Below are 18,785 nucleotides of genomic sequence, written 5' to 3'. Positions count from 1 at the left end.
TAGTGAGCCATCGAACTTTGTCGTTAGGTCGTCGGCGACGACGATAGCTGAAGTGCTGCAGACTTGAGGAGTTGCAGCAGTTCAGCTGGTGCCGGATTCATTGACGCAGACGCGAAGTGTGCGCCGATGAATAATTCGCCCGACCAAGCAGACGGGTTGGACGGGTTCAAACCTTGTAGCGTATTTTCTCATCGCAGAGAAGGAGAACACAAAATGGCAACAGCCGCTAAGAAAACCGCAGCAAAGCCGGCAGCAAAAGCCGCTGCTGAAAAAACCACCGCCGCCAAAAAAGCGGTAGCCGCCAAGCCGGCAGCAAAAGCCGCCGCTAAACCGGCAGCAAAACCGGCAGCAAAGCCGGCCGCTAAAGCCGCTGCAAAACCGGCCGCAAAGCCGGCTGCAAAAGCTGCTGCAACCAAGACCGCTGCTAAAGCACCGGCGAAAAAAGCTGCTGCAACCAAAGCAGCTGCACCGGCCAAGAAAGCCGCTGCAACCAAAGCAGCTGCTCCGGCAAAGAAAGCCGCAGCAACCAAAACCGCTGCACCGGCCAAGAAAGCTGCTGCAACCAAAGCAGCTGCACCGGCTAAAAAAGCCGCTGCAACCAAAACCGCTGCCAAAGCACCGGCCAAAGCTGCTGCAACCAAGACCGCTGCTAAAGCACCGGCAAAAGCTGCTGCAACCAAGACCGCTGCTAAAGCACCGGCTAAAGCTGCTGCAACCAAGACCGCTGCTAAAGCACCGGCTAAAGCTGCTGCAACCAAGACTGCTGCTAAAGCACCGGCTAAGAAAGCTGCTGCAACCAAGACCGCTGCTAAAGCCCCGGCAAAGGCCGCTGCAACCAAGACCGCTGCCAAAGCACCGGCCAAGAAAGGCTCGGCTTCGGCAGTGTCGAAGACGAGCGCCACCAAGACCGCTGCCAAAGCACCGGCCAAAGCTGCTGCAACCAAGACCGCTGCCAAAGCGCCGGCCAAGAAAGCTGCCGCTACCAAGACCGCTGCCAAAGCTCCAGTAAAAGCTGCTGCAACCAAGACCGCTGCCAAAGCCCCGGCAAAAGCTGCTGCAACCAAAACCGCTGCCAAAGCCCCGGCAAAGGCCGCTGCAACCAAGACCGCTGCCAAAGCACCGGCAAAGGCCGCTGCAACCAAGACCGCTGCTAAAGCGCCGGCAAAGGCTGCTGCAACCAAGACCGCTGCTAAAGCGCCGGCCAAAGCTGCTGCCACCAAGGCTCCGGCCAAGACCGCCGCAACCAAGACTGCTGCGACCAAGACCGCTGCTACCAAGGCTCCGGCCAAAGGCGCGGCTTCGCCAGTGGCGAAGACAAGCGCAACCAAGACCGCCGCTACCCCAGCTCCGGCCAAAGCCGCTGCCACCAAGACCGCTGCCACCAGCGCACCGGCAGCCAAAACCGCCGAGTCCAAGCCGGCAGTGAAGGCCGCCGCCAAGCCGGCAGCCAAGCCGGCCGCGAAGAAAGCCGCTGCACCGAAGGCCGAAGCAAAGCCGGAAGCCAAGCCGGAAGCGAAAGCCGACACCAAGACCGAAGCCAAAGCCGACACCACCAAGTCGGACACCAAGGCTGAAGCCAAGGACAGCGGCTCGGCAAATCAGGCCGCCCAGCCGGCAGCCAAATCGGTGATCGCACCGGCAGCATGGCCTTTCCCGACCAGCAGCCGTCCGTAATCCCATTCCTGCCTGGTTCAGGCAAAATACCGCTGTGTGAGGTTCACACAGCGGTTTTTTTTTAAGGAGAGCTTGTGCTGCCTATTCTTCAGTTGATCGTCGATACCGTGGCCGGCGTGGTCGGTGGAGTCTTGTTGCTGCGCTTCTGGATGCAGGTCACGCGCGTGCGGCCGCCGGCATCGGTTGCCCAGTTCACCTTCACGCTGACGGATTGGCTGGTGCGCCCGCTGCGCCGGGTCTTGCCGGGCGTGGGAGGGTATGACTGGGCGAGCCTGATCGGCGCCTTCCTGGTCGTGCTGGCGGCCAGTTCAGTGATGTTTTTGGCGGGGTGGACCGTCCAGATGGTGCTGCTGACGGCCGTGTTGCGGTTCCTGCACTGGATCATCTACGGCTTCATCGGCCTGTTGATCCTGGAGGTTATCTTCAGCTGGGTGAATCCCGATGCGCCGCTGGCGCCCTTCGTGCGCGCCCTCAATTATCCGCTGCTGCGCCCGATCCGGCGGGTGGTCCCGCCGATCGGCGGCATCGATTTCTCGGTGCTGGTGGCCTTCGTGCTACTGCAGATCCTGCTGCGCGTGATCGGCTGATCCGCGCAGCGCCGAATCAGGCCTGGAAGCGGTAGCCGAACGCCGCTTCGAACTTGTCCGCGATCGCCGAGGGCGTGAAGCTGTGGTTCTGGCCGCCCTGGTGGGCGATCTTGATCGAGCCGAGCAGGCTGGCCAGGCGGCCACTGGTCGGCCAGTCCAGATCGTTCGCAATGCCGAACAGCAGGCCGGCGCGGTAGGCATCGCCGCAACCGGTCGGATCGACCACGCTGCTTGCCGGCACCGCCGGGATCTTGTGATGCTCGCCGCCGGCATAGATATCCGAACCCTGCTCGCCGCGCGTGACGATCAGCGCATCCAGGCGCGCGGCGATGTCCTGCAGCGTCAGGCCGGTACGGTCCATCACCATCTCGAATTCATAGTCGTTGCAGGCCAGGTAGCTGGCCTGTTCGAGGAAGGTCAGCAGCTCCTCGCCGTTGAACATCGGCAGCTGCTGGCCCGGATCGAACATCAGCGGCACGCCGCGCTCCGCGCAGTCGCGCGCGTGCTTGATCATGCCGTCGCGGCCGTCCGGCGAGACGATGGCAACGCGCAGCGGCAGGTAGTCGGCCAGGCTGTTCTCGTGCGAGAACTGCATCGCACCCGGGTGGAAGGCGTTGATCTGGTTGTTGTCCAGGTCGGCGGTGACGAAGCACTGCGCGGTGTAGGCGTGCTCGATGGTGCGGATCGCGTTGGTCGCCAGGCCCTGCTTTTCCATGCGCTCGAGGTAGTCGCCGCCGTCCTGGCCGATGGTGCCCATGATCAGCGGATCGCCGCCCAGCATCTTGAGGTTGTAGGCGATGTTGACCGAGCAGCCGCCGAATTCGGTGCGCAGGGTCGGCACCAGGAAGGACACGTTCACGCGGTGCAGCTGGTCGGCCAGCAGGGTTTCGCCGAAACGGCCTTGGTATTGCATGATCTTGTCGAAGGCAATCGAGCCGCAGATCAGCGCAGTCTTGGTCATGGTGATTCCTGAAAAATGCTAAGGGTAGAAAACGATCATATGGTAGCCGGAAGGCTTTAGCCCGGTGAGCGCGAAGTTCAACCGGACCGGCTGTTCCGCGTGCGCGGCAAAGCCGGCGGCGGCCGGCACGCCCTGCGGCAGGTACTCGGCGGGGCTGAACACGCGGCGTAGCAGCGGCTTGTCGTTGGCGTCGGTCAGCTCGAGCTGGATGCTGGGCCAGGCCTGCACGAGGCTACCCTGGTTGCGCAGCAGCGTGTTGAGCGAATACGTGTCGACACCGAGGGTGGACAGTTCGCCGGTCTCGATCGTCAGGTTCTCGATCTGCATCGGCAGGCCGATGCGGCAGCCGAGCACGGCGCAGCCGGCATTCAGCACCGGCCTGGCGCCCGGATAGCGGGCCGCCAGCACGTTGCGGAAGTCGGCCACGAACTGGGCCGCGAGCAGCAGCGCGAGCAGCACGGCGCCGGCGATCATCAACAGGCGCCGGGCGCGGCCCGACTGTTCCTGCTTGCGGCTGCGCTTGACGAACTCGGGCTCGTCGGCTTCGGCACTGACCGGCACGCGCAGCTTGGGCGCTTCGATTCTGGTCGGCGTGAGCTTGGTGCGGCGCGAGCGGGCCTCGACCGCTTTGGCGCGCGCGGATTTCGGTGCCGGCGGCGGCGCGGCAGGCGCCAGCGTGTCGTTGCTGGCCGCCGAGGCGCGCAGGGGCAGGGGGATGTCGTCGACGCCCGTGCTCGTGCCCGTGCTCACGGCGGCGTTCATGGCCGCGGGGGCTTCGTCGTGATAGGCGTGGGTGTCGTCGGGCAGCGGCTGGGCGACCAGTTCTTCATCGACCGGCAGGTCGAAGCTGGGCTCGATGCGGCCTGGCGGCGCGTAGGCGGATGCCGGCGGCGCGGCGGGCACTGGTGCGGTATCGGCGGGCGCAGGCTTCGGCTCGGGCGCCGATACCGGCTCCGGCACTGGGACCGCCTCCGGTTCCGGCTCTGACACCGGCTCGGGCTCCGGCACCGGCTCCGGGAGCGGCTCGGCCACGATGGCTTCGGCTTCCTGCGGCGCTTCGTGCATGGGTGGCAGATCCGCTTCGGCCACAGGCGCCGGTGCAAATTCAGGTTCAGGCGCAGGCGGCACGGTGTCGGCCATAGCTGCGTCGGCCGCAGCTGCGTCGACCACAACTGCATCGGCCACGGCATCAGCGGCCGGTACATCGGCATCGACTTGCGACGCCACCCCGGCCTCCTCCGCAACAGGCGCAGCAGGCGCAGACGGCATGCCGCCGCCATTGCGCCACACCCGCGCGCGCGGCGCAGCCGGCGGCTCCTCGGAGGTCGCTTTCGGCAGGATGCCGAGCGGATCGAAGGTATGGTCGAAGTCGAGGGTATAGACGGGCGGTTCGGCCGGTGCTTCCGCCGGCGCTTCGACCGGCGGCGCGGGAGGCGGGGGAGGCGCAGGCGCAGCCGCTGACCGTTCCTTGCTGGCCGCCAGCGCGTCCAGGTCGATCAGGTGGGCATTGCCGTCAAAGATGCTCTGGCAGGCGCCGCAGCGGACGATGCCGCCGCGGAGCTTGAGCTGGTCCGAGGCGACCCGGAACGTGGTGTGGCAGTGGGGGCACTGGGTCGCGAGCGCCATGCCCTTAGTTGGTGCCGTTGGTGCCGTGCAGGGCGACCCAGCCGTCCAGCTCGGCCCAGACGCTCAGCTTGATGAAGGGGGCGTAGGCCGCGGCCACTTCCTCGGCCTGGCGCGCCAGCACGCCGGACAGGATCAGCGAACCGCCGGGCGCCACGCGGCCGGACAGCATCGGCGCCATCAGCTTCAGAGGGCTCGACAGGATGTTGGCGACCACGATGTCGAAGCGGCTGTCGGCGTATTGCGAGGCAGTGAACTCGTCCGGCACGTAAAAGTCGATGCCGCAGTTGTTGCGCTCCGCGTTCAGCTTGGCCGATTCGATCGCCTGCGGATCGATGTCGACGCCGGCCACATTGGCAGCGCCCAGCTTCTTGGCCACCATCGCCAGGATGCCCGAGCCGCAACCGTAGTCCAGCACCGACTTGCCGGGTGCCGGATGCGCTTCCAGCCATTCCATGCACAGGCGGGTAGTCGGGTGGCTGCCGGTGCCGAAGGCCAGGCCCGGATCGACTTCCAGGATCAGGCCGTTCGGATCGGGTGCTTCGTGCCAGCTCGGCACGACCCAGATGTTCTTGCCGATGTGGATGGGCTCGAACTGCGACTGCGTCAGGCGCACCCAGTCCGCATCCGCCACCGGACGGGTGGTGAAGCGCGGGCTCGATGTCAGGCCGATGGCGGAGGCAGCTTCTGCCACGATCGCAGCCTGGTCCGCATCGACGTCGGTCAGGGCGACCACGCGGCTGTGGTCCCAGGCGGCCTCGGTCGGCACCATGCCCGGTTCGCCGAACAGCGGCTTTTCCTGGTCGGTGCCTTCGTCGGCGTCTTCGACCGAGACCGACAGCGCGCCCGCTTCCATCAGGGCGTCGGATAGGCCTTCGGCGTGCTCGCGCGCGATCTCGATGACGACTTCAGTCCAGCTCATTGTTCAGCCTTGGTCTCGGATTTCGAACCGATCGCGACTTCCTTCGGCAGGTCCGGCTTGTGGGCCAGTTTCTGCTCCAGGTAGTGGATGTTGGTGCCGCCTTCGATGAAGCGGGCATCGACCATCAGTTCGCGGTGCAGCGGAATATTCGTCAGGATACCCTCGACCACCATTTCCGACAACGCGATCTGCATGCGGCGGATCGCCTGTTCGCGGGTGGCGCCATACGAGATGACTTTACCGACCATCGAGTCGTAGTGCGGCGGCACGTAGTAGCCGGCGTAGGCATGCGAATCGACGCGGATGCCAGGACCGCCCGGCGGGTGCCAGCCGGTGATGCGGCCCGGCGACGGGGTGAACTTGAACGGGTCTTCGGCGTTGATGCGGCACTCGATCGCGTGGCCCGACAGCATGATGTCGCGCTGCTTGAAGCGCAGGCGTTCGCCGCAGGCGATGCGGATCTGTTCCTGGACGATGTCGATCCCGGTGATCATCTCGGTGACCGGGTGCTCGACCTGGACGCGGGTGTTCATCTCGATGAAGTAGAACTCGCCGTTCTCGTACAGGAATTCGAAGGTGCCGGCGCCGCGGTAGCCGATCTTGCGGCAGGCTTCGGCGCAGCGTTCGCCGATCTTCTCGATGGTCTTGCGCGGGATGCCCGGTGCCGGTGCTTCCTCGATCACCTTCTGGTGGCGGCGCTGCATCGAGCAGTCGCGCTCGCCCAGCCAGACGGCCTGCTTGTGCTCGTCGGCCAGCACCTGGATCTCCACGTGGCGCGGATTTTCCAGGTACTTTTCCATATAGACTTCGGGATTGCCGAAGGCAGTACCGGCTTCGGTCTTGGTCATCTGCACGGCCGACAGCAGGGCTGCCTCGGTGTGCACGACGCGCATGCCGCGTCCGCCGCCGCCGCCGGCGGCCTTGATGATGACCGGATAGCCGATCTTGCGCGCGGTCTGGATGATTTCCTTCGGATCGTCCGGCAGGGCGCCATCCGAACCCGGCACGCAGGGCACGCCGGCGCGGATCATCGCCTGCTTGGCCGACACCTTGTCACCCATCATGCGGATCGATTCCGGACGCGGGCCGATGAAGACGAAGCCCGATTTTTCGACACGTTCGGCGAAGTCGGCGTTCTCCGACAGGAAGCCGTAGCCCGGGTGGATCGCTTCGGCGTCCGTGACTTCGGCCGCGCTGATGATCGCCGGCATGCTCAGATAGCTCTGCGCCGATTGCGCTGGGCCGATGCAGACGGATTCGTCGGCCAGTTTCACGTACTTGGCGTCCTTGTCGGCTTCGGAGTGCACGACGACCGTCTTGATGCCCATTTCGCGGCAGGCGCGCTGGATACGCAGCGCGATTTCACCACGGTTGGCGATTAGAATTTTTTCAAACATGGTATGCGATGTTTCTGTGAGTGCCGGCGGGGCCGGATGCAACAGGAAGAGGAGACTTCAAGGGCCAGCCGCTGAAAAGCAGGCTGGCCCCGTACTTGATAACGTTAATGCTTAGCCGATCACGAACAGCGGCTGGCCGAATTCGACAGGTTGGCCGTTCTCTACCAGGACCTTGGTGACGGTGCCGGAGATGTCGGCATCGATTTCATTCAGGAGCTTCATCGCTTCGATGATGCACAGGGTGTCGCCTTCCTTCACGGTGGAACCGACTTCGACGAAGGCCGGAGCGCCCGGAGCCGACGAACGGTAGAAGGTGCCGACCATCGGCGACTTGACCACGTGGCCGGTCGGCTCGGCAGGGGCTGCCGGGGCAGGGGCTGCGGCAGCCTGGGCCGGTGCGGCGCCAGCGACGGCCGGGGCCGAGAACTGCTGCACGCCTTGCGGCGGAACCATGACCACCTGATTCTGCGGGATTGCGGAGGACTTGACGATGCGAACCTTGCTTTCGCCTTCGGTCACTTCGAGTTCAGCGATGTCCGATTCAGCGACGAGGTCGATCAATGTCTTGAGTTTTCGTAGATCCATGTGAAACCCCTTGGAATTATTTGTTGTTGAGTATGCGGCGCGTCAGGTGGTTAGCGCAAATCCGCACAGGATGCGTGAAGTTGACGTAGATTAACGCTCTTTGAGCGCAAAGTCGATGGCAAAGCGATATCCATCAGCGCCCAGTCCACAAATCGTGCCTTGCGCGATCGCAGACAAAAACGAGTGATGCCGGAACTCCTCACGCTTGTAAATATTAGAGAGGTGAACTTCCACGAACGGAATCTCCACCGCCGCCAGCGCATCGCGCAAGGCGACGCTGGTATGGGTCAGCCCGCCCGGATTGATGACGATTCCGTCCACCCCTTCCTGCCTTGCGGCATGAATGCGGTCGATCAGCGCTCCTTCATGGTTGCTCTGGAAGCAAGCGATGCTTGCACCCGCTGCCGCTGCCTGGGCGTTTGCCGCCTGTTCGATGTCGGCCAGTGTGGTAGCGCCGTACACCGCAGGCTCGCGCGTCCCCAATAAATTCAGGTTGGGGCCATTGAGCAGCAGTAGCTTTTTCGCCATGATGAACCGTCTGTTTGCCCGAAAGACAGGCATTTTGCCGCCAACATTGTGTGTTGGCAAGCGATAAAAAGCGCCTGGAATATAAGTGAACGACCGTTCGCAGCTGCGCCGTGTTGATTACAGCTTGGCCAGATCTGCGCGTAATTCATCGAATTTCAGGCGGCCCAGGTAAGTCTTGCGCACCTGGCCGTCGGGGCCGATCAGCACCGTGAAGGGCAGGCCGCCATGGGTATTGCCGAGCTCACGGGACAGGTCGGTACCGCTCATGCCACCCACATAAAGCGGGTAAGCAACTTTTGTCTTCTTGACGAATTCGTTCAGGTTTGCCGGCGAATCGATGCCGATCCCGATCACATTGAAGCGTTTGCCGCCATCCTTGGCCGCCAGCTCCGACAGTTCCGGCATCTCCTGCACGCAGGGTGCGCACCAGGATGCCCAGAAATTCACCAGCAGCGGCTTGCCCTTCCACTGGCCCAGCGGCTGCGGCTTACCGGCCAGGTCGTTCAGCGACTGGGCGTACAGATTGCTCACCGCCGAGTGGGGGCGGCCGTCGGTCGGCGCATAGGTGGTGGTCAGCGGACCTTTCGCTTCGTTCTTGACGGCGGCGATGGCGCCGAACACGGCAAAGGCAGCGGCCAGGATGGTGTAGCCGATGACATTCTTCTTATTCATCTTGTTCCAGGGTTTCGTCGGTATTCAATAGGGCGCGCAGGCCGGCCGCGTCGACGCGCTGCAGGCGGCCATCGGCACGCGGTTTCAGGGCGCCGCGCAAATCGTTCATTTCATAGAGTTCGGCGTGGACCGTCTCCTGTTTCCACTGGAAGCTGACGGTTTCGACCGGATCGTGGCGGCCGCCCTTGAAGTGCGGCATTTCCGAGATGTCGATATCGACGTTGCGGTTCAGCAGGAAGATCTCGACCTCCTTGGCGCTGTCGGCGAACAATTGCAGGTTGATGGCGTCGTGTTCGCCGGCGGTGCCGTTCAGCACGGCGCCGGTGAGGTAGGGGCGGAACTCGGCCAGCTGCTCCATCACTTCGAGCGCCGCGCCGCGCAGATGCTGCAGGCGGGCGGCCTGGGCCGGGCCCTGGAACAGCGCCTGGTAGCGCCGCACTTCGTCTTCGACTTGCGTATTGTCCGGCAAATAATTGGGGGAGGGACGGTCGCTGCCGGTCACCTGGCGCGCGGCCTTGGCCTTGGCGGTGGCATAGTCGGCGCCATCCTGGGCAATCATGCGCGCCGCAGTGGCAGCAATACGCGCGCGCAAAGTTTGGAGGTCATCATTTGGCGTTGGCATCATGTCCGTGATCATACTCTTGAACGGAAAATGGCATCGCGTCGGGTAAAATCGTGCATTCGCTATTTTCTCGATCACCATGCACATTCACATCCTCGGTATTTGCGGCACCTTCATGGGCGGTCTGGCAGTCCTGGCCAAAGAGGCCGGCCACCGCGTCACGGGGTGCGACGCCAACGTCTATCCTCCGATGAGCACCCAGCTCGAAGCCCAGGGCATCGAATTGATCCAGGGTTACAGCCCGGAGCAGGTGGCGCTCAATCCCGATCTCTACGTGATCGGGAACGTGATGACCCGAGGTAATCCGCTGATCGAGGAAATCCTGAACCGCGGCCTGCCGTATGTATCTGGCCCGCAATGGATCGGGGACCACATCCTGCGTCATAAATGGGTGCTGGCGGTCGCCGGTACCCACGGCAAGACCACGACCACCTCGATGCTGGCCTGGATCCTGGAAGACGCCGGGTATTCGCCGGGCTTCCTGATCGGCGGCGTGCCGATGAACTTCGGCATCTCGGCGCGCCTGCAGGGCGAGACCGAGTCCGACTTCTTCGTGATCGAAGCCGACGAGTACGACACCGCCTTCTTCGACAAGCGTTCCAAGTTCGTGCACTACCACGCCAAGACGGCGGTGCTGAACAACCTCGAATACGACCACGCCGACATCTTCCCGGACATCGGCGCCATCGAGACCCAGTTCCACCACCTGGTGCGCACCGTGCCCGGCGTCGGCCGCCTGATCGTCAACGGCGACGAAGCCTCGCTCGGCCGCGTGCTCAAGCGCGGCTGCTGGAGCGAGAAAGAAGCCTTCGGCGCATCCGAAGGCACAAACTGGAGCCTGGTCGAGCATCCGGGCGGTTCCAGCTTCGACGTGCTGTTCAATGGCGAACTGCAGGGCACCGTGCACTGGGACCTGACCGGCCACCACAACCGCACCAATGCGCTGGCCGCGATCGCCGCCGCGCGCCATGTCGGCGTGCCGCCCGCCCAGGCCATCGAATCGCTGGCCCGCTTCCAGAGCGTCAAGCGGCGCATGGAAGTGCGCGGCGTGGTGAAGGGCGTGACGGTCTACGACGACTTTGCCCACCACCCGACCGCGATCGCCACCACCGTCGGCGGGTTGCGCCAGAAGCTCGGCGCAGGTGGAGCCGATGCCCCGGGCCGCATCCTGGCCGTGCTGGAACCGCGCTCGAACACCATGAAGCTGGGCGCGATGAAGGATGCGCTGCCGGGCAGCCTGAAGGACGCGGACTTGGTGTTCGGCTTCGGCAGCCAACAGGCGCTGGGCTGGTCGCTGGCCGACGCCCTGAAACCGCTGGGGACGATCGCGCACAGCTTCGACCAGCTCGACTACATGGTCCAGGCCATCGTGCAGGCGGCCCAGCCGGGCGACCACATCCTCGTGATGAGCAACGGCGGCTTCGGCGGCGTGCACCAGAAGCTGCTGGAGGCGCTGGCGGAATGAGTTCTCCGCATCTCGCAGACGCGCACGTGTTATACCTGCACGGCTTCCGCTCTTCGCCGAAGTCGTTCAAGGCGCGGGTGGTGCACCAGCGCATGGCGCAGCGCGGCCTGGCGCAGCAGCTGATCTGTCCGCAACTGCCGGCTTCGCCGAAGGCGGCGATGGAACTGGTGCTGACCCTGGTCGAGCGCTACAAGGCTAACCTGGCCATCGTCGGCTCCTCGCTGGGCGGCTTTTACGCGACCTGGCTGGCCGAGCGCTTCGGTTGCCGCGCGGTGCTGATCAACCCGGCGGTCGACCCGTTGAAGAACCTCGAACAGCACGTCGGCGTGACCACCGCCTGGCATTCCGACGAGCCCTTCGAGTTCAAGCGCGAGTACATCGACGAGCTGGCCGAGCTGAAGGTGGCGCGGATCACGCGCCCGGAACGCTACTTCCTGCTGGCCGCGACCGGCGACGAAGTGCTGGATTACCGCGACATGGTGGCCCACTACGCGGGCGCGCGCCAGCACGTCATCGACGGCAGCGACCATGCGGTGTCGGAATTCGAACAATACGTCGACGAGGTGCTGGACTTCTGCACCGGATCGGACCGGGCGTGAGGCCGGCATCGCTGCACCGGGCCCGCTGGCTGGCGCATGCGGATGGCGTCCATGCCGATGCCGCGATGCGCGACTGGCTGACCACGCCGGGCTCGCTGACCGTGCGCCTGATCGCGCACAGCCGCCAGTTCCGCGTGCAGAAGCTGCGCCAGGCGCCGAACGTCTGCCTGGCGGACGAAGCCGCAGCGATTGGCCTGGCGAGGCCGCGCCGCGTGTGGGAACGCGAGGTGCTGTTGCGCTGCGACGGCGCGCCGGTGGTGTATGGCCACACGGTCGTGCCGATGAACGCGACCGCGCAGGACTGGCCGCTGTTCTCGGCGCTCGGCGAACGCTCGCTCGGTACGACCCTGTTCTATGATCCGAGGGTCGTGCGCGGCCAGCTTGAATTTGCCCGCATCCGCCCGGGCCACCCGCTGCTGGCGCGCGTGGATGCGGCCTTGCAGCGGGAAGGGCTGGGCGTGCGGCCCGATACGATCCATTATGCGCGGCGCTGCGTCTATCGCCGCCGTCAAGGCCTGCTGCTGGTCACCGAGGTATTCTTGCCCGCGGTGCTGGACCTGGCAGCGGCTAAACAAACCATGAATGTGAAGTGAGATGAACGTCTTTTTCGAAGAATCCGGCGACTTCAAGGTCGGTACCGTGCTGTCCCAGGCGGGCGAGGCCTACCAGGTCGAAATGCCGAGCGGGAAGCGCACCAAGGTCAAGTCGCGCGATGTGCTGCTGCAGTTCGACAAGCCGTCCCCGGCCGAGCTGCTGGAGCAGGCCAAGGCGGTCGCACAGGAAGTCGACCTCGAATTCCTGTGGGAGGTCGCGGGCCAGGAGGAGTTCGGCTTCACGGAACTGGGCGCCGAATACTTCGGCCACGCGCCGCTGCCGTTCGAGGCCGCCGGCCTGGTGCTGGCGCTGCACAACGCCCCCATCTATTTCTACAAGAAGGGCCGCGGCCGTTACAAGGCCGCGCCGGAACAGTCGCTGCGCGCGGCCCTGGCCGGCATCGAAAAGAAGAAGCAGCAGGCCATCGTGCAGCAGTCGTATGTGGACGAGCTGAAGGCGGGCCGCCTGCCGGCCGCGATGCAGCCGCTGGTGCAGCAGCTGCTGTTCAAGCCGGACAAGAACAGCATCGAATACAAGGCGCTGGAAACCGCCGCCAGCGAGCTGCAGACCAATGCCCAGCGCCTGATGCTGAGTACCGGCGGGATGGCCTCGGCCAAGGAACTGCACATGGCGCGCTTCCTGTTCGAGCACTTCCCGCGCGGCGCCGGCTTCCCGCAGGTGACGGTGCCGAGCGCGCCGACGGACCTGCCGCTGGCGAAAGTGTCGGCCTTCTCGATCGACGACGTGACCACCACCGAGATCGACGATGCGCTGTCGGTCGAGCACCTCGACGATGGCACGGTGCGGGTCGGCATCCACATCGCCGCGCCGGGCCTGGCCATCCGTCCGGACGACGCGCTCGACAAGATCGCGCGTGCGCGCATGTCGACCGTGTATATGCCGGGCGATAAGATCACCATGCTGCCGGACGAGGTGGTGGAAGCCTTCACCCTGGCCGAAGGCAGGGATTGCCCGGCGCTGTCGCTGTACGCGACACTGAATCCGGAAAACTGGTCGGTGCTGTCGACCGAGACCCGCGCCGAGCGCGTGCACATCAAGAGCAACCTGCGCCTGAACGAGCTCGACGCCCTGGTCACCGAAGAGGTGCTGGAAAGCGGCACCGGCGAGTACCCGCACAAGGACGAGCTGGGCCTGCTGTGGAAATGGGCGCTGCAGCTCGAAGCGGGCCGCATGAAGAAGCGCGAAGCCTTCGGCCTCAAGCCCGAGCAGGCCAACCGCGTCGACTTCAACTTCTACGTCGAGAACGACGTCGTCACGATCGTGCGCCGCAAGCGTGGCGCGCCGCTGGACAAGATCGTGGCCGAGCTGATGATCTTCGCGAACAGCACCTGGGGCAAGCTGCTGCACGACTCGGGCGTACCGGGCATCTACCGCTCGCAGGGCCCGGGCGCCGGCGGCTGGAACGCCAAGATCCAGGTGCGCATGGTGACCCACGCGGCGCCGCACCAGGGCCTGGGCGTCGACCAGTATGCCTGGAGCACTTCGCCGCTGCGCCGCTATACGGACCTGGTCAACCAGTGGCAGATCCTGGCCTGCGCCGAGCACGGCGTGACGGCGCCGCTGGTGGCCCCGTTCAAACCGCGCGACGCGACCCTGTTCTCGATCGTCTCGGCCTTCGACGCCGCCTATGCCGCCTACAACGAGTTCCAGCAGAACATGGAGCGCTACTGGTGCCTGCGCTGGCTGGGGCAGGAAAATGCGCGCCAGGTGGATGCCGTGGTGCTGAAGGACGAGGTGCTGCGCCTGGTCGAGATCCCGCTGGTGATCCGCCTGCCGGGCATGCAGCAGGTGCCGCGCGGCGCCCAGGTGCGCATGGACATCGTGCGCTGGGACGAAGTCGACCTGTCGCTGGAAGCCCGCCTGCTCGAGGTGGCCGAGCCGACGCCGGAAGCGGCCGCCGAGCTGGAACTGGAGGAAGAAGAGGAAGCGGCAAGCGCCACTGCCGATACCGGCGAGGCGGCGGCCGAGGAAGCGGTGGAAGCCGAGGGCTCGGTGACCGTGACCGATCCTTCCACGCAGACCGACGTCCCCGCCGCGTGATGAACGTAGGGTGGGCACACTGTGCCCACGTCCAGCGTTTGCATAACGCTAACGTCCGCGTGGGCACGGAGTGCCCACCCTACAACAGCGGTCATTCAGCCCAACAAAGTCGCGGCCTTGCACGGTAGAATGGGTAGTTACGTACTCCCAACCGTCCCATCCCGCAGCACGTGAAGAGCCTCCAACACAACCGTCCCATGATGATCGCCATCGCCTTCTCGGTGCTGGCGCACGCGTCCCTGCTGGCGATCCGCTTCGCCGCGCCGGATGCGTTCCGGTTGCAGCCGACCGATCCGGGGCTGGAAGTCATCCTGGTCAACGCCAAGCACGAGCGCGCCCCGGTCAAGGCCGAGGCGCTGGCCCAGGCCAACCTCGACGGCGGCGGCAACGCCGATGCCGGCCGCGCCCAGTCGCCGCTGCCGGACCTGCGCAAGGTCGAGGATGGCGACAGCATCAAGGCCCTGCAGCGCCGCATCGCCGAGCTGGAGCAGCGCCAGAAGATCCTGACCCAGACCCACGCCTCCGGCTTCAACGCCGCCCCGATCGCCGAGCAGGACAAGCCGGACCCGTCGCGCAACGGCGCCGACATGCTCGAGACCAGCCGTGCCATCGCGCGCCAGACCGCCGAGATCACCCAGCGCATCTCGGACCAGAACAAGCGCCCCAAGAAGACCTTCATCAGCCCCAGCACCCGCGGGGTCGGTTACGCCCTGTATTACAAGGCGATGCAGAAGCGGGTCGAGGAAGTCGGCACCCTGAGCTTCCCGCAGCAGAACGGCCGCAAGCTGTACGGCGAGCTGGTGATGTACATCCCGGTCTTCCAGGACGGCAGCATCTACGACAAGGAAGGCGGACCGCGCATCGAGCGTTCGTCCGGCAACCGCGCGCTGGACCAGGCCGCGCTGGGCATCGTGCGCCGCGCCGCGCCCTTCGGCAAATTCCCGGCCAATATGCGTTCCACCGACAAGGACGACCTGTGGATCGTGATCACGACCTTCACGTTCACGCGGGAAGGCAAGCTGGAAACCGAACTGCAGAAAGAAAAAGGCGCATGAGCGACAAGTATTGCGTGATTGGCAACCCGATCGGCCATAGCCGGTCCCCCGACATCCATGCCGCATTCGCGGCGCAAACCGGCCAGGACATCGTCTACGAGCGGGTGCTGGCGCCGCTGGACGGCTTTGCCGAGACAGTGCGCGGCTTGATCGAGCGCGGCTACCGCGGCGCCAACGTCACCGTGCCCTTCAAGCTGGAAGCGGCCGACATCGCCACCCGGCTCGAACAACGCGCGCGCCTGGCCGGCGCCGTCAACACCCTGCGTTTCGAGAACGGCGAGATCGTCGGCGACAACACCGATGGCCCCGGCCTGGTGGCCGACATCGTCCGCAACGCCGGCGTGCCGCTCGCCGGCAAGCGCGTGCTGCTGCTGGGCGCGGGCGGTGCAGCGCGCGGCGTGATCCTGCCGATCCTGCAGCATGGCCCCGCGGCGATCGCGATCGCCAACCGCACCCGTGCCACCGCCGATGCGCTGGTGGCGCAGTTTGCCGGGCAGCTGGCGCATCCGAAGCAGATGGCGGCCTGCGGCTTCGACGACATCGCCGAGGCTTTCGACGTGGTGATCAATGCCACCTCGGCCAGCCTGTCTGCCGCCATGCCGCCGGTGCCTGCGCTCGCTTTTTGCCAGGGCACGCTGGCTTTGGATATGATGTACGGAAATAAGCCGAGTCCGTTCATGGAATTCGCCGCCAGCCATGGCGCCACGACCCGCGACGGCCTGGGCATGCTGGTCGAGCAGGCCGCCGAAGCCTTCGCCATCTGGCGCGGCGTGCGGCCGCAGACCGCCACCCTCCTGGAACAGATGCGAACACAACAATGACGAGAGCGCTGAAGGCAAGCATGGCGGGCAGCGCCGGCAAGACGGCCGGTGCCACGAAGAGCAGGGGCCGCCGCTGGCTGAAGTGGATCGTTCTCGGACCGCTGCTGGCCGTGCTGCTGGTGCAGCTCTACTTTTTCGCGATGGTTTGCTGGTGGACCCAGTTCAATCCATCGTCGACCAGCATGATGCGCCAGCAGCTTTCCAGCCTGCGCGAAAAGAACCCGAACGCGAAGCTGGAGCAGGTCTGGGTGCCTTACGAGCGCATCTCGGACAACCTGAAACGTGCGGTGATCGCCTCGGAAGACGCGAATTTCACGGAACACGACGGCGTCGACTGGGAAGCGCTGGAGAAGGCCTGGGAGCGCAACAACAAGCGCCACAAGGTGATCGGCGGCGGTTCCACCATCACGCAGCAGCTGGCCAAGAATCTGTTCCTGTCCGGCTCGCGCAACTACCTGCGCAAGGGCCAGGAACTGGTCATCGCCTACATGCTGGAAACGGTGATGAGCAAGCAGCGCATCCTGGAAATCTACCTGAACGTGGTCGAATTCGGCCGCGGCGTGTTCGGCGCGGAGGCGGCTGCGCGCCACTACTACCGCAGCTCGGCCGCCAAGCTGAACGCCAACCAGGCCGCGCGCCTGGCGGTGATGCTGCCCAACCCGCGCTATTACGACGCCCATCGCAACACCAACTACCTGGCCCGCCGCACCGCCGTCATCCAACGCCGGATGAACGCCGCCGACCTCCCTTGATATAACCCAAACCGGGGTCAGACACCGAATTCTGGAAAGAGCCCTCGGGACATTTCCAAAAATCGGTGTCTGACCCCGGTTTGAGGCTGCTCAAGCTTGCAATTTTGTTGCCTGCGGGGTGGCCGGGCTCAGGGCTTACAGGTACACTTGCGCTGTTTCCGAATCCGGCCGAGAAAGCAGCGCATGATCAACGTATTTGTCCTACAAAATGGCCGACTGAACCAGGTAGCGATCGCGTCGCGCGCGGATCTGGAGAAAGTAACGCCTGTCTGGGTCGACCTGACCGACCCGACCGACGAAGAACGTGCCGTCGTCAAGGCGATGTATGGCGTCATCCTGCCTGGCGAGGACGAAGTATCGGACATCGAGGCCTCGGCCCGCTACTACGAGGCGGAAAACGGCGACCTGCACCTGCGCACCGACTTCCTGCTCGAAGAGGAAGAAGGCCCGTCGCGCGTGGTCACGGTGGCCTTCATCCTGGCGAAGAAGATCCTGTTCTCGGTCCACAACGACGACCTGCCGGTATTCCGCCTGGTGCGCCTGCGCGCGCGTTCGCGTCCCGGCTCGATCGAAGACTACATGGACGTGCTGCTGGACCTGTACGCCACCGACGCCGAATACTCGGCGGATGCGCTGGAAGGCATCTACCAGAGCCTGGAAGAGGTCAGCGCCCGCGTGCTGCAGAAGGAATTCACCGACCAGGACGCGGCCGCCGCGCTGAATGCGATCGCCCAGGAAGAAGACTTGAACGGCCGGATCCGCCGTAACATGATGGACACCCGCCGCGCGGTCAGCTTCCTGATGCGCGGCCGGCTGCTGAATTCGGACCAGTTCGAGGAGGCGCGCCAGATCCTGCGCGACATCGAATCGCTGGACGGCCACACGTCTTTCCTCTTCGATAAGATTAACTTCCTGATGGACGCCACCGTCGGCTTCATCAACATCAACCAGAACAAGATCATCAAGATCTTCTCGGTGGCTTCGGTGGCCTTCCTGCCGCCGACGCTGATCGCCAGTATCTACGGCATGAACTTCGAGTTCCTGCCGGAGCTGCACTGGAAGCTCGGTTATCCGTGGTCGCTGACCCTGATGGTCATCAGCGCGGTGGCGCCTTTCCTGTACTTCCGTCACCGCGGCTGGTTGAAGTAAAACTGCCGGGGGCAGGTTTTACGGCCTCAGCGCGCGCGGACGTAAAGGCCGTCGAAGCGCACGTTCAGGCCGCCGCACTGACCGTTGTCGTGCACGATCAGGTAGTCGCCGATGCGGGCCATGTCCGCGCTGCATTCATACGTTTCCTTGCCGCCGGCGGGGCCAACATGGCCGTGCTGGCCGGAGACCGTGAGCTTGCCCGAGATGTCGCCGAAGTTTTCGGTATTCTGGCCGATCCAGCGCGTGTTTCCCGCCACCTGCAGGGCGTCGCCCACGCGGGAGATGCCGAGCCTGCCCGGTCCCTTGTAGACCTCCATCCACTTTCCCAGCCAGTCGCCGGTCTGGAACGCAGTGTCCGGCTGTGCCACCAGATCCCTGTTTCGCACCCAGCCGACCGTCTCGCGTGACTTGCCCTGGTACCAGGCGCAGGTCCATTCGCCATGCGCCTTGCCGAGCAGCAGGCGATCGCCCGGCACCACATAGGCTTTGGTCTGGCAGGATGCGCCTTTTTGTGGACAGCCATCCCAGTCGTCGAAGAAGTAGAGTTTGGGCGCAGTGCCGGCCACGGTGGCGAGGTGGAATGCCTGCTGCGACGGGAGCAGGCCGTTGCGGCACATGTCCTCGTCGGTGTTCTGGGCCTGGGCGCAGCCGGCTGCCAGCAAACCTGCCGACAGAACGAGGGCGCCCGCGTATCTGCTTTTCATGACGTCTCCGATGA

At 64.8% G+C, this 18,785-nt stretch carries 19 protein-coding genes and 1 pseudogene; 10 read left to right on the top strand and 10 right to left on the bottom strand.

Annotation, left to right across the window (positions count from 1 at the left end):
* Positions 1–126 precede the first annotated feature (126 nt).
* Both NX782_RS26350 and NX782_RS05015 read left to right on the top strand, forming a co-directional pair.
* Complete coding sequence (locus NX782_RS26350; protein WP_308632825.1) at positions 127–1,674, top strand: transcriptional regulator; 1,548 nt, start codon at positions 127–129, stop codon at positions 1,672–1,674.
* Between the two features lie 74 nt (positions 1,675–1,748).
* Positions 1,749–2,261 (top strand): YggT family protein, encoded by a 513-nt coding sequence (locus NX782_RS05015; protein ID WP_258844318.1) that lies wholly within the window; start codon positions 1,749–1,751, stop codon positions 2,259–2,261.
* Positions 2,262–2,277: 16 nt separating this feature from the next.
* On the opposite strand, the gene NX782_RS05010 is transcribed toward NX782_RS05015, so the two are convergent.
* The 9 genes and pseudogenes from NX782_RS05010 to NX782_RS04970 form a co-directional block, all read right to left on the bottom strand.
* Entirely contained in the window at positions 2,278–3,222 is a 945-nt protein-coding gene (locus tag NX782_RS05010) for a carbohydrate kinase family protein (protein WP_258844317.1), read from the bottom strand.
* An 18-nt stretch (positions 3,223–3,240) separates the two neighbouring features.
* Complete coding sequence (locus NX782_RS05005; RefSeq protein ID WP_258844472.1) at positions 3,241–4,449, bottom strand: DUF3426 domain-containing protein; 1,209 nt, start codon at positions 4,447–4,449, stop codon at positions 3,241–3,243.
* 333 nt (positions 4,450–4,782) lie between these two features.
* Positions 4,783–4,848, bottom strand: a pseudogene (locus NX782_RS26565) (zinc-ribbon domain-containing protein); the annotation flags it as partial.
* A gap of 4 nt (positions 4,849–4,852) precedes the next feature.
* Complete coding sequence (prmA, locus tag NX782_RS04995) at positions 4,853–5,767, bottom strand: 50S ribosomal protein L11 methyltransferase (protein WP_258844316.1); 915 nt, start codon at positions 5,765–5,767, stop codon at positions 4,853–4,855.
* Positions 5,764–7,164, bottom strand: a complete 1,401-nt coding sequence (gene accC / locus NX782_RS04990; protein WP_258844315.1) for an acetyl-CoA carboxylase biotin carboxylase subunit — start codon at positions 7,162–7,164, stop codon at positions 5,764–5,766. Before accC ends, prmA begins: the two co-directional genes overlap by 4 nt.
* Before the next feature lie 111 nt (positions 7,165–7,275).
* Positions 7,276–7,749 carry an acetyl-CoA carboxylase biotin carboxyl carrier protein gene (gene accB / locus NX782_RS04985; RefSeq protein WP_258844314.1) on the bottom strand — a complete coding sequence of 158 codons (474 nt, stop codon included), beginning with the start codon at positions 7,747–7,749 and terminating at the stop codon, positions 7,276–7,278.
* A gap of 90 nt (positions 7,750–7,839) precedes the next feature.
* Entirely contained in the window at positions 7,840–8,277 is a 438-nt protein-coding gene (gene aroQ, locus NX782_RS04980; protein WP_258844313.1) for a type II 3-dehydroquinate dehydratase, read from the bottom strand.
* A gap of 117 nt (positions 8,278–8,394) precedes the next feature.
* A complete protein-coding gene (locus tag NX782_RS04975) occupies positions 8,395–8,949 on the bottom strand; it encodes a TlpA family protein disulfide reductase (protein WP_258844312.1) in 555 nt (184 codons plus the stop codon).
* Complete coding sequence (locus tag NX782_RS04970; RefSeq protein WP_258844311.1) at positions 8,942–9,574, bottom strand: hypothetical protein; 633 nt, start codon at positions 9,572–9,574, stop codon at positions 8,942–8,944. Before NX782_RS04970 ends, NX782_RS04975 begins: the two co-directional genes overlap by 8 nt.
* Before the next feature lie 76 nt (positions 9,575–9,650).
* On the opposite strand from NX782_RS04970, the gene mpl reads away from it, so the two are divergent.
* The 8 genes from mpl to corA all read left to right on the top strand — a co-directional run bounded on the left by mpl (position 9,651) and on the right by corA (position 18,067).
* A complete protein-coding gene (gene mpl, locus NX782_RS04965; RefSeq protein ID WP_258844310.1) occupies positions 9,651–11,036 on the top strand; it encodes a UDP-N-acetylmuramate:L-alanyl-gamma-D-glutamyl-meso-diaminopimelate ligase in 1,386 nt (461 codons plus the stop codon).
* Positions 11,033–11,635 (top strand): YqiA/YcfP family alpha/beta fold hydrolase, encoded by a 603-nt coding sequence (locus NX782_RS04960; protein WP_258844309.1) that lies wholly within the window; start codon positions 11,033–11,035, stop codon positions 11,633–11,635. Before mpl ends, NX782_RS04960 begins: the two co-directional genes overlap by 4 nt.
* Positions 11,632–12,228, top strand: coding sequence for a chorismate--pyruvate lyase family protein (locus NX782_RS04955; protein ID WP_258844308.1), 597 nt, complete (start codon positions 11,632–11,634; stop codon positions 12,226–12,228). The genes NX782_RS04960 and NX782_RS04955 overlap by 4 nt, the downstream gene beginning before the upstream one ends.
* 1 nt (position 12,229) lies before the next feature.
* A complete protein-coding gene (locus NX782_RS04950; RefSeq protein WP_258844307.1) occupies positions 12,230–14,290 on the top strand; it encodes a ribonuclease catalytic domain-containing protein in 2,061 nt (686 codons plus the stop codon).
* 200 nt (positions 14,291–14,490) lie between these two features.
* On the top strand, positions 14,491–15,345 hold the full coding sequence (locus tag NX782_RS04945; protein ID WP_258844471.1) for a TonB C-terminal domain-containing protein: 855 nt from the start codon (positions 14,491–14,493) through the stop codon (positions 15,343–15,345).
* Positions 15,342–16,166 carry a shikimate dehydrogenase gene (gene aroE / locus NX782_RS04940; RefSeq protein WP_258844306.1) on the top strand — a complete coding sequence of 275 codons (825 nt, stop codon included), beginning with the start codon at positions 15,342–15,344 and terminating at the stop codon, positions 16,164–16,166. The genes NX782_RS04945 and aroE overlap by 4 nt, the downstream gene beginning before the upstream one ends.
* Before the next feature lie 20 nt (positions 16,167–16,186).
* Positions 16,187–16,918, top strand: coding sequence for a monofunctional biosynthetic peptidoglycan transglycosylase (gene mtgA, locus NX782_RS04935; protein WP_258844470.1), 732 nt, complete (start codon positions 16,187–16,189; stop codon positions 16,916–16,918).
* A gap of 183 nt (positions 16,919–17,101) precedes the next feature.
* Positions 17,102–18,067 (top strand): magnesium/cobalt transporter CorA, encoded by a 966-nt coding sequence (corA, locus tag NX782_RS04930; protein ID WP_258844305.1) that lies wholly within the window; start codon positions 17,102–17,104, stop codon positions 18,065–18,067.
* 26 nt (positions 18,068–18,093) lie between these two features.
* On the opposite strand, the gene NX782_RS04925 is transcribed toward corA, so the two are convergent.
* Positions 18,094–18,771 (bottom strand): hypothetical protein, encoded by a 678-nt coding sequence (locus NX782_RS04925; protein WP_258844304.1) that lies wholly within the window; start codon positions 18,769–18,771, stop codon positions 18,094–18,096.
* Positions 18,772–18,785: the final 14 nt, after the last annotated feature.

The sequence above is a fragment of the Massilia norwichensis genome (assembly GCF_024753245.1).
In the GTDB taxonomy this organism is placed as follows: domain Bacteria; phylum Pseudomonadota; class Gammaproteobacteria; order Burkholderiales; family Burkholderiaceae_D; genus Telluria; species Telluria norwichensis.
This window is presented reverse-complemented; position numbering and strand designations above follow the sequence as displayed.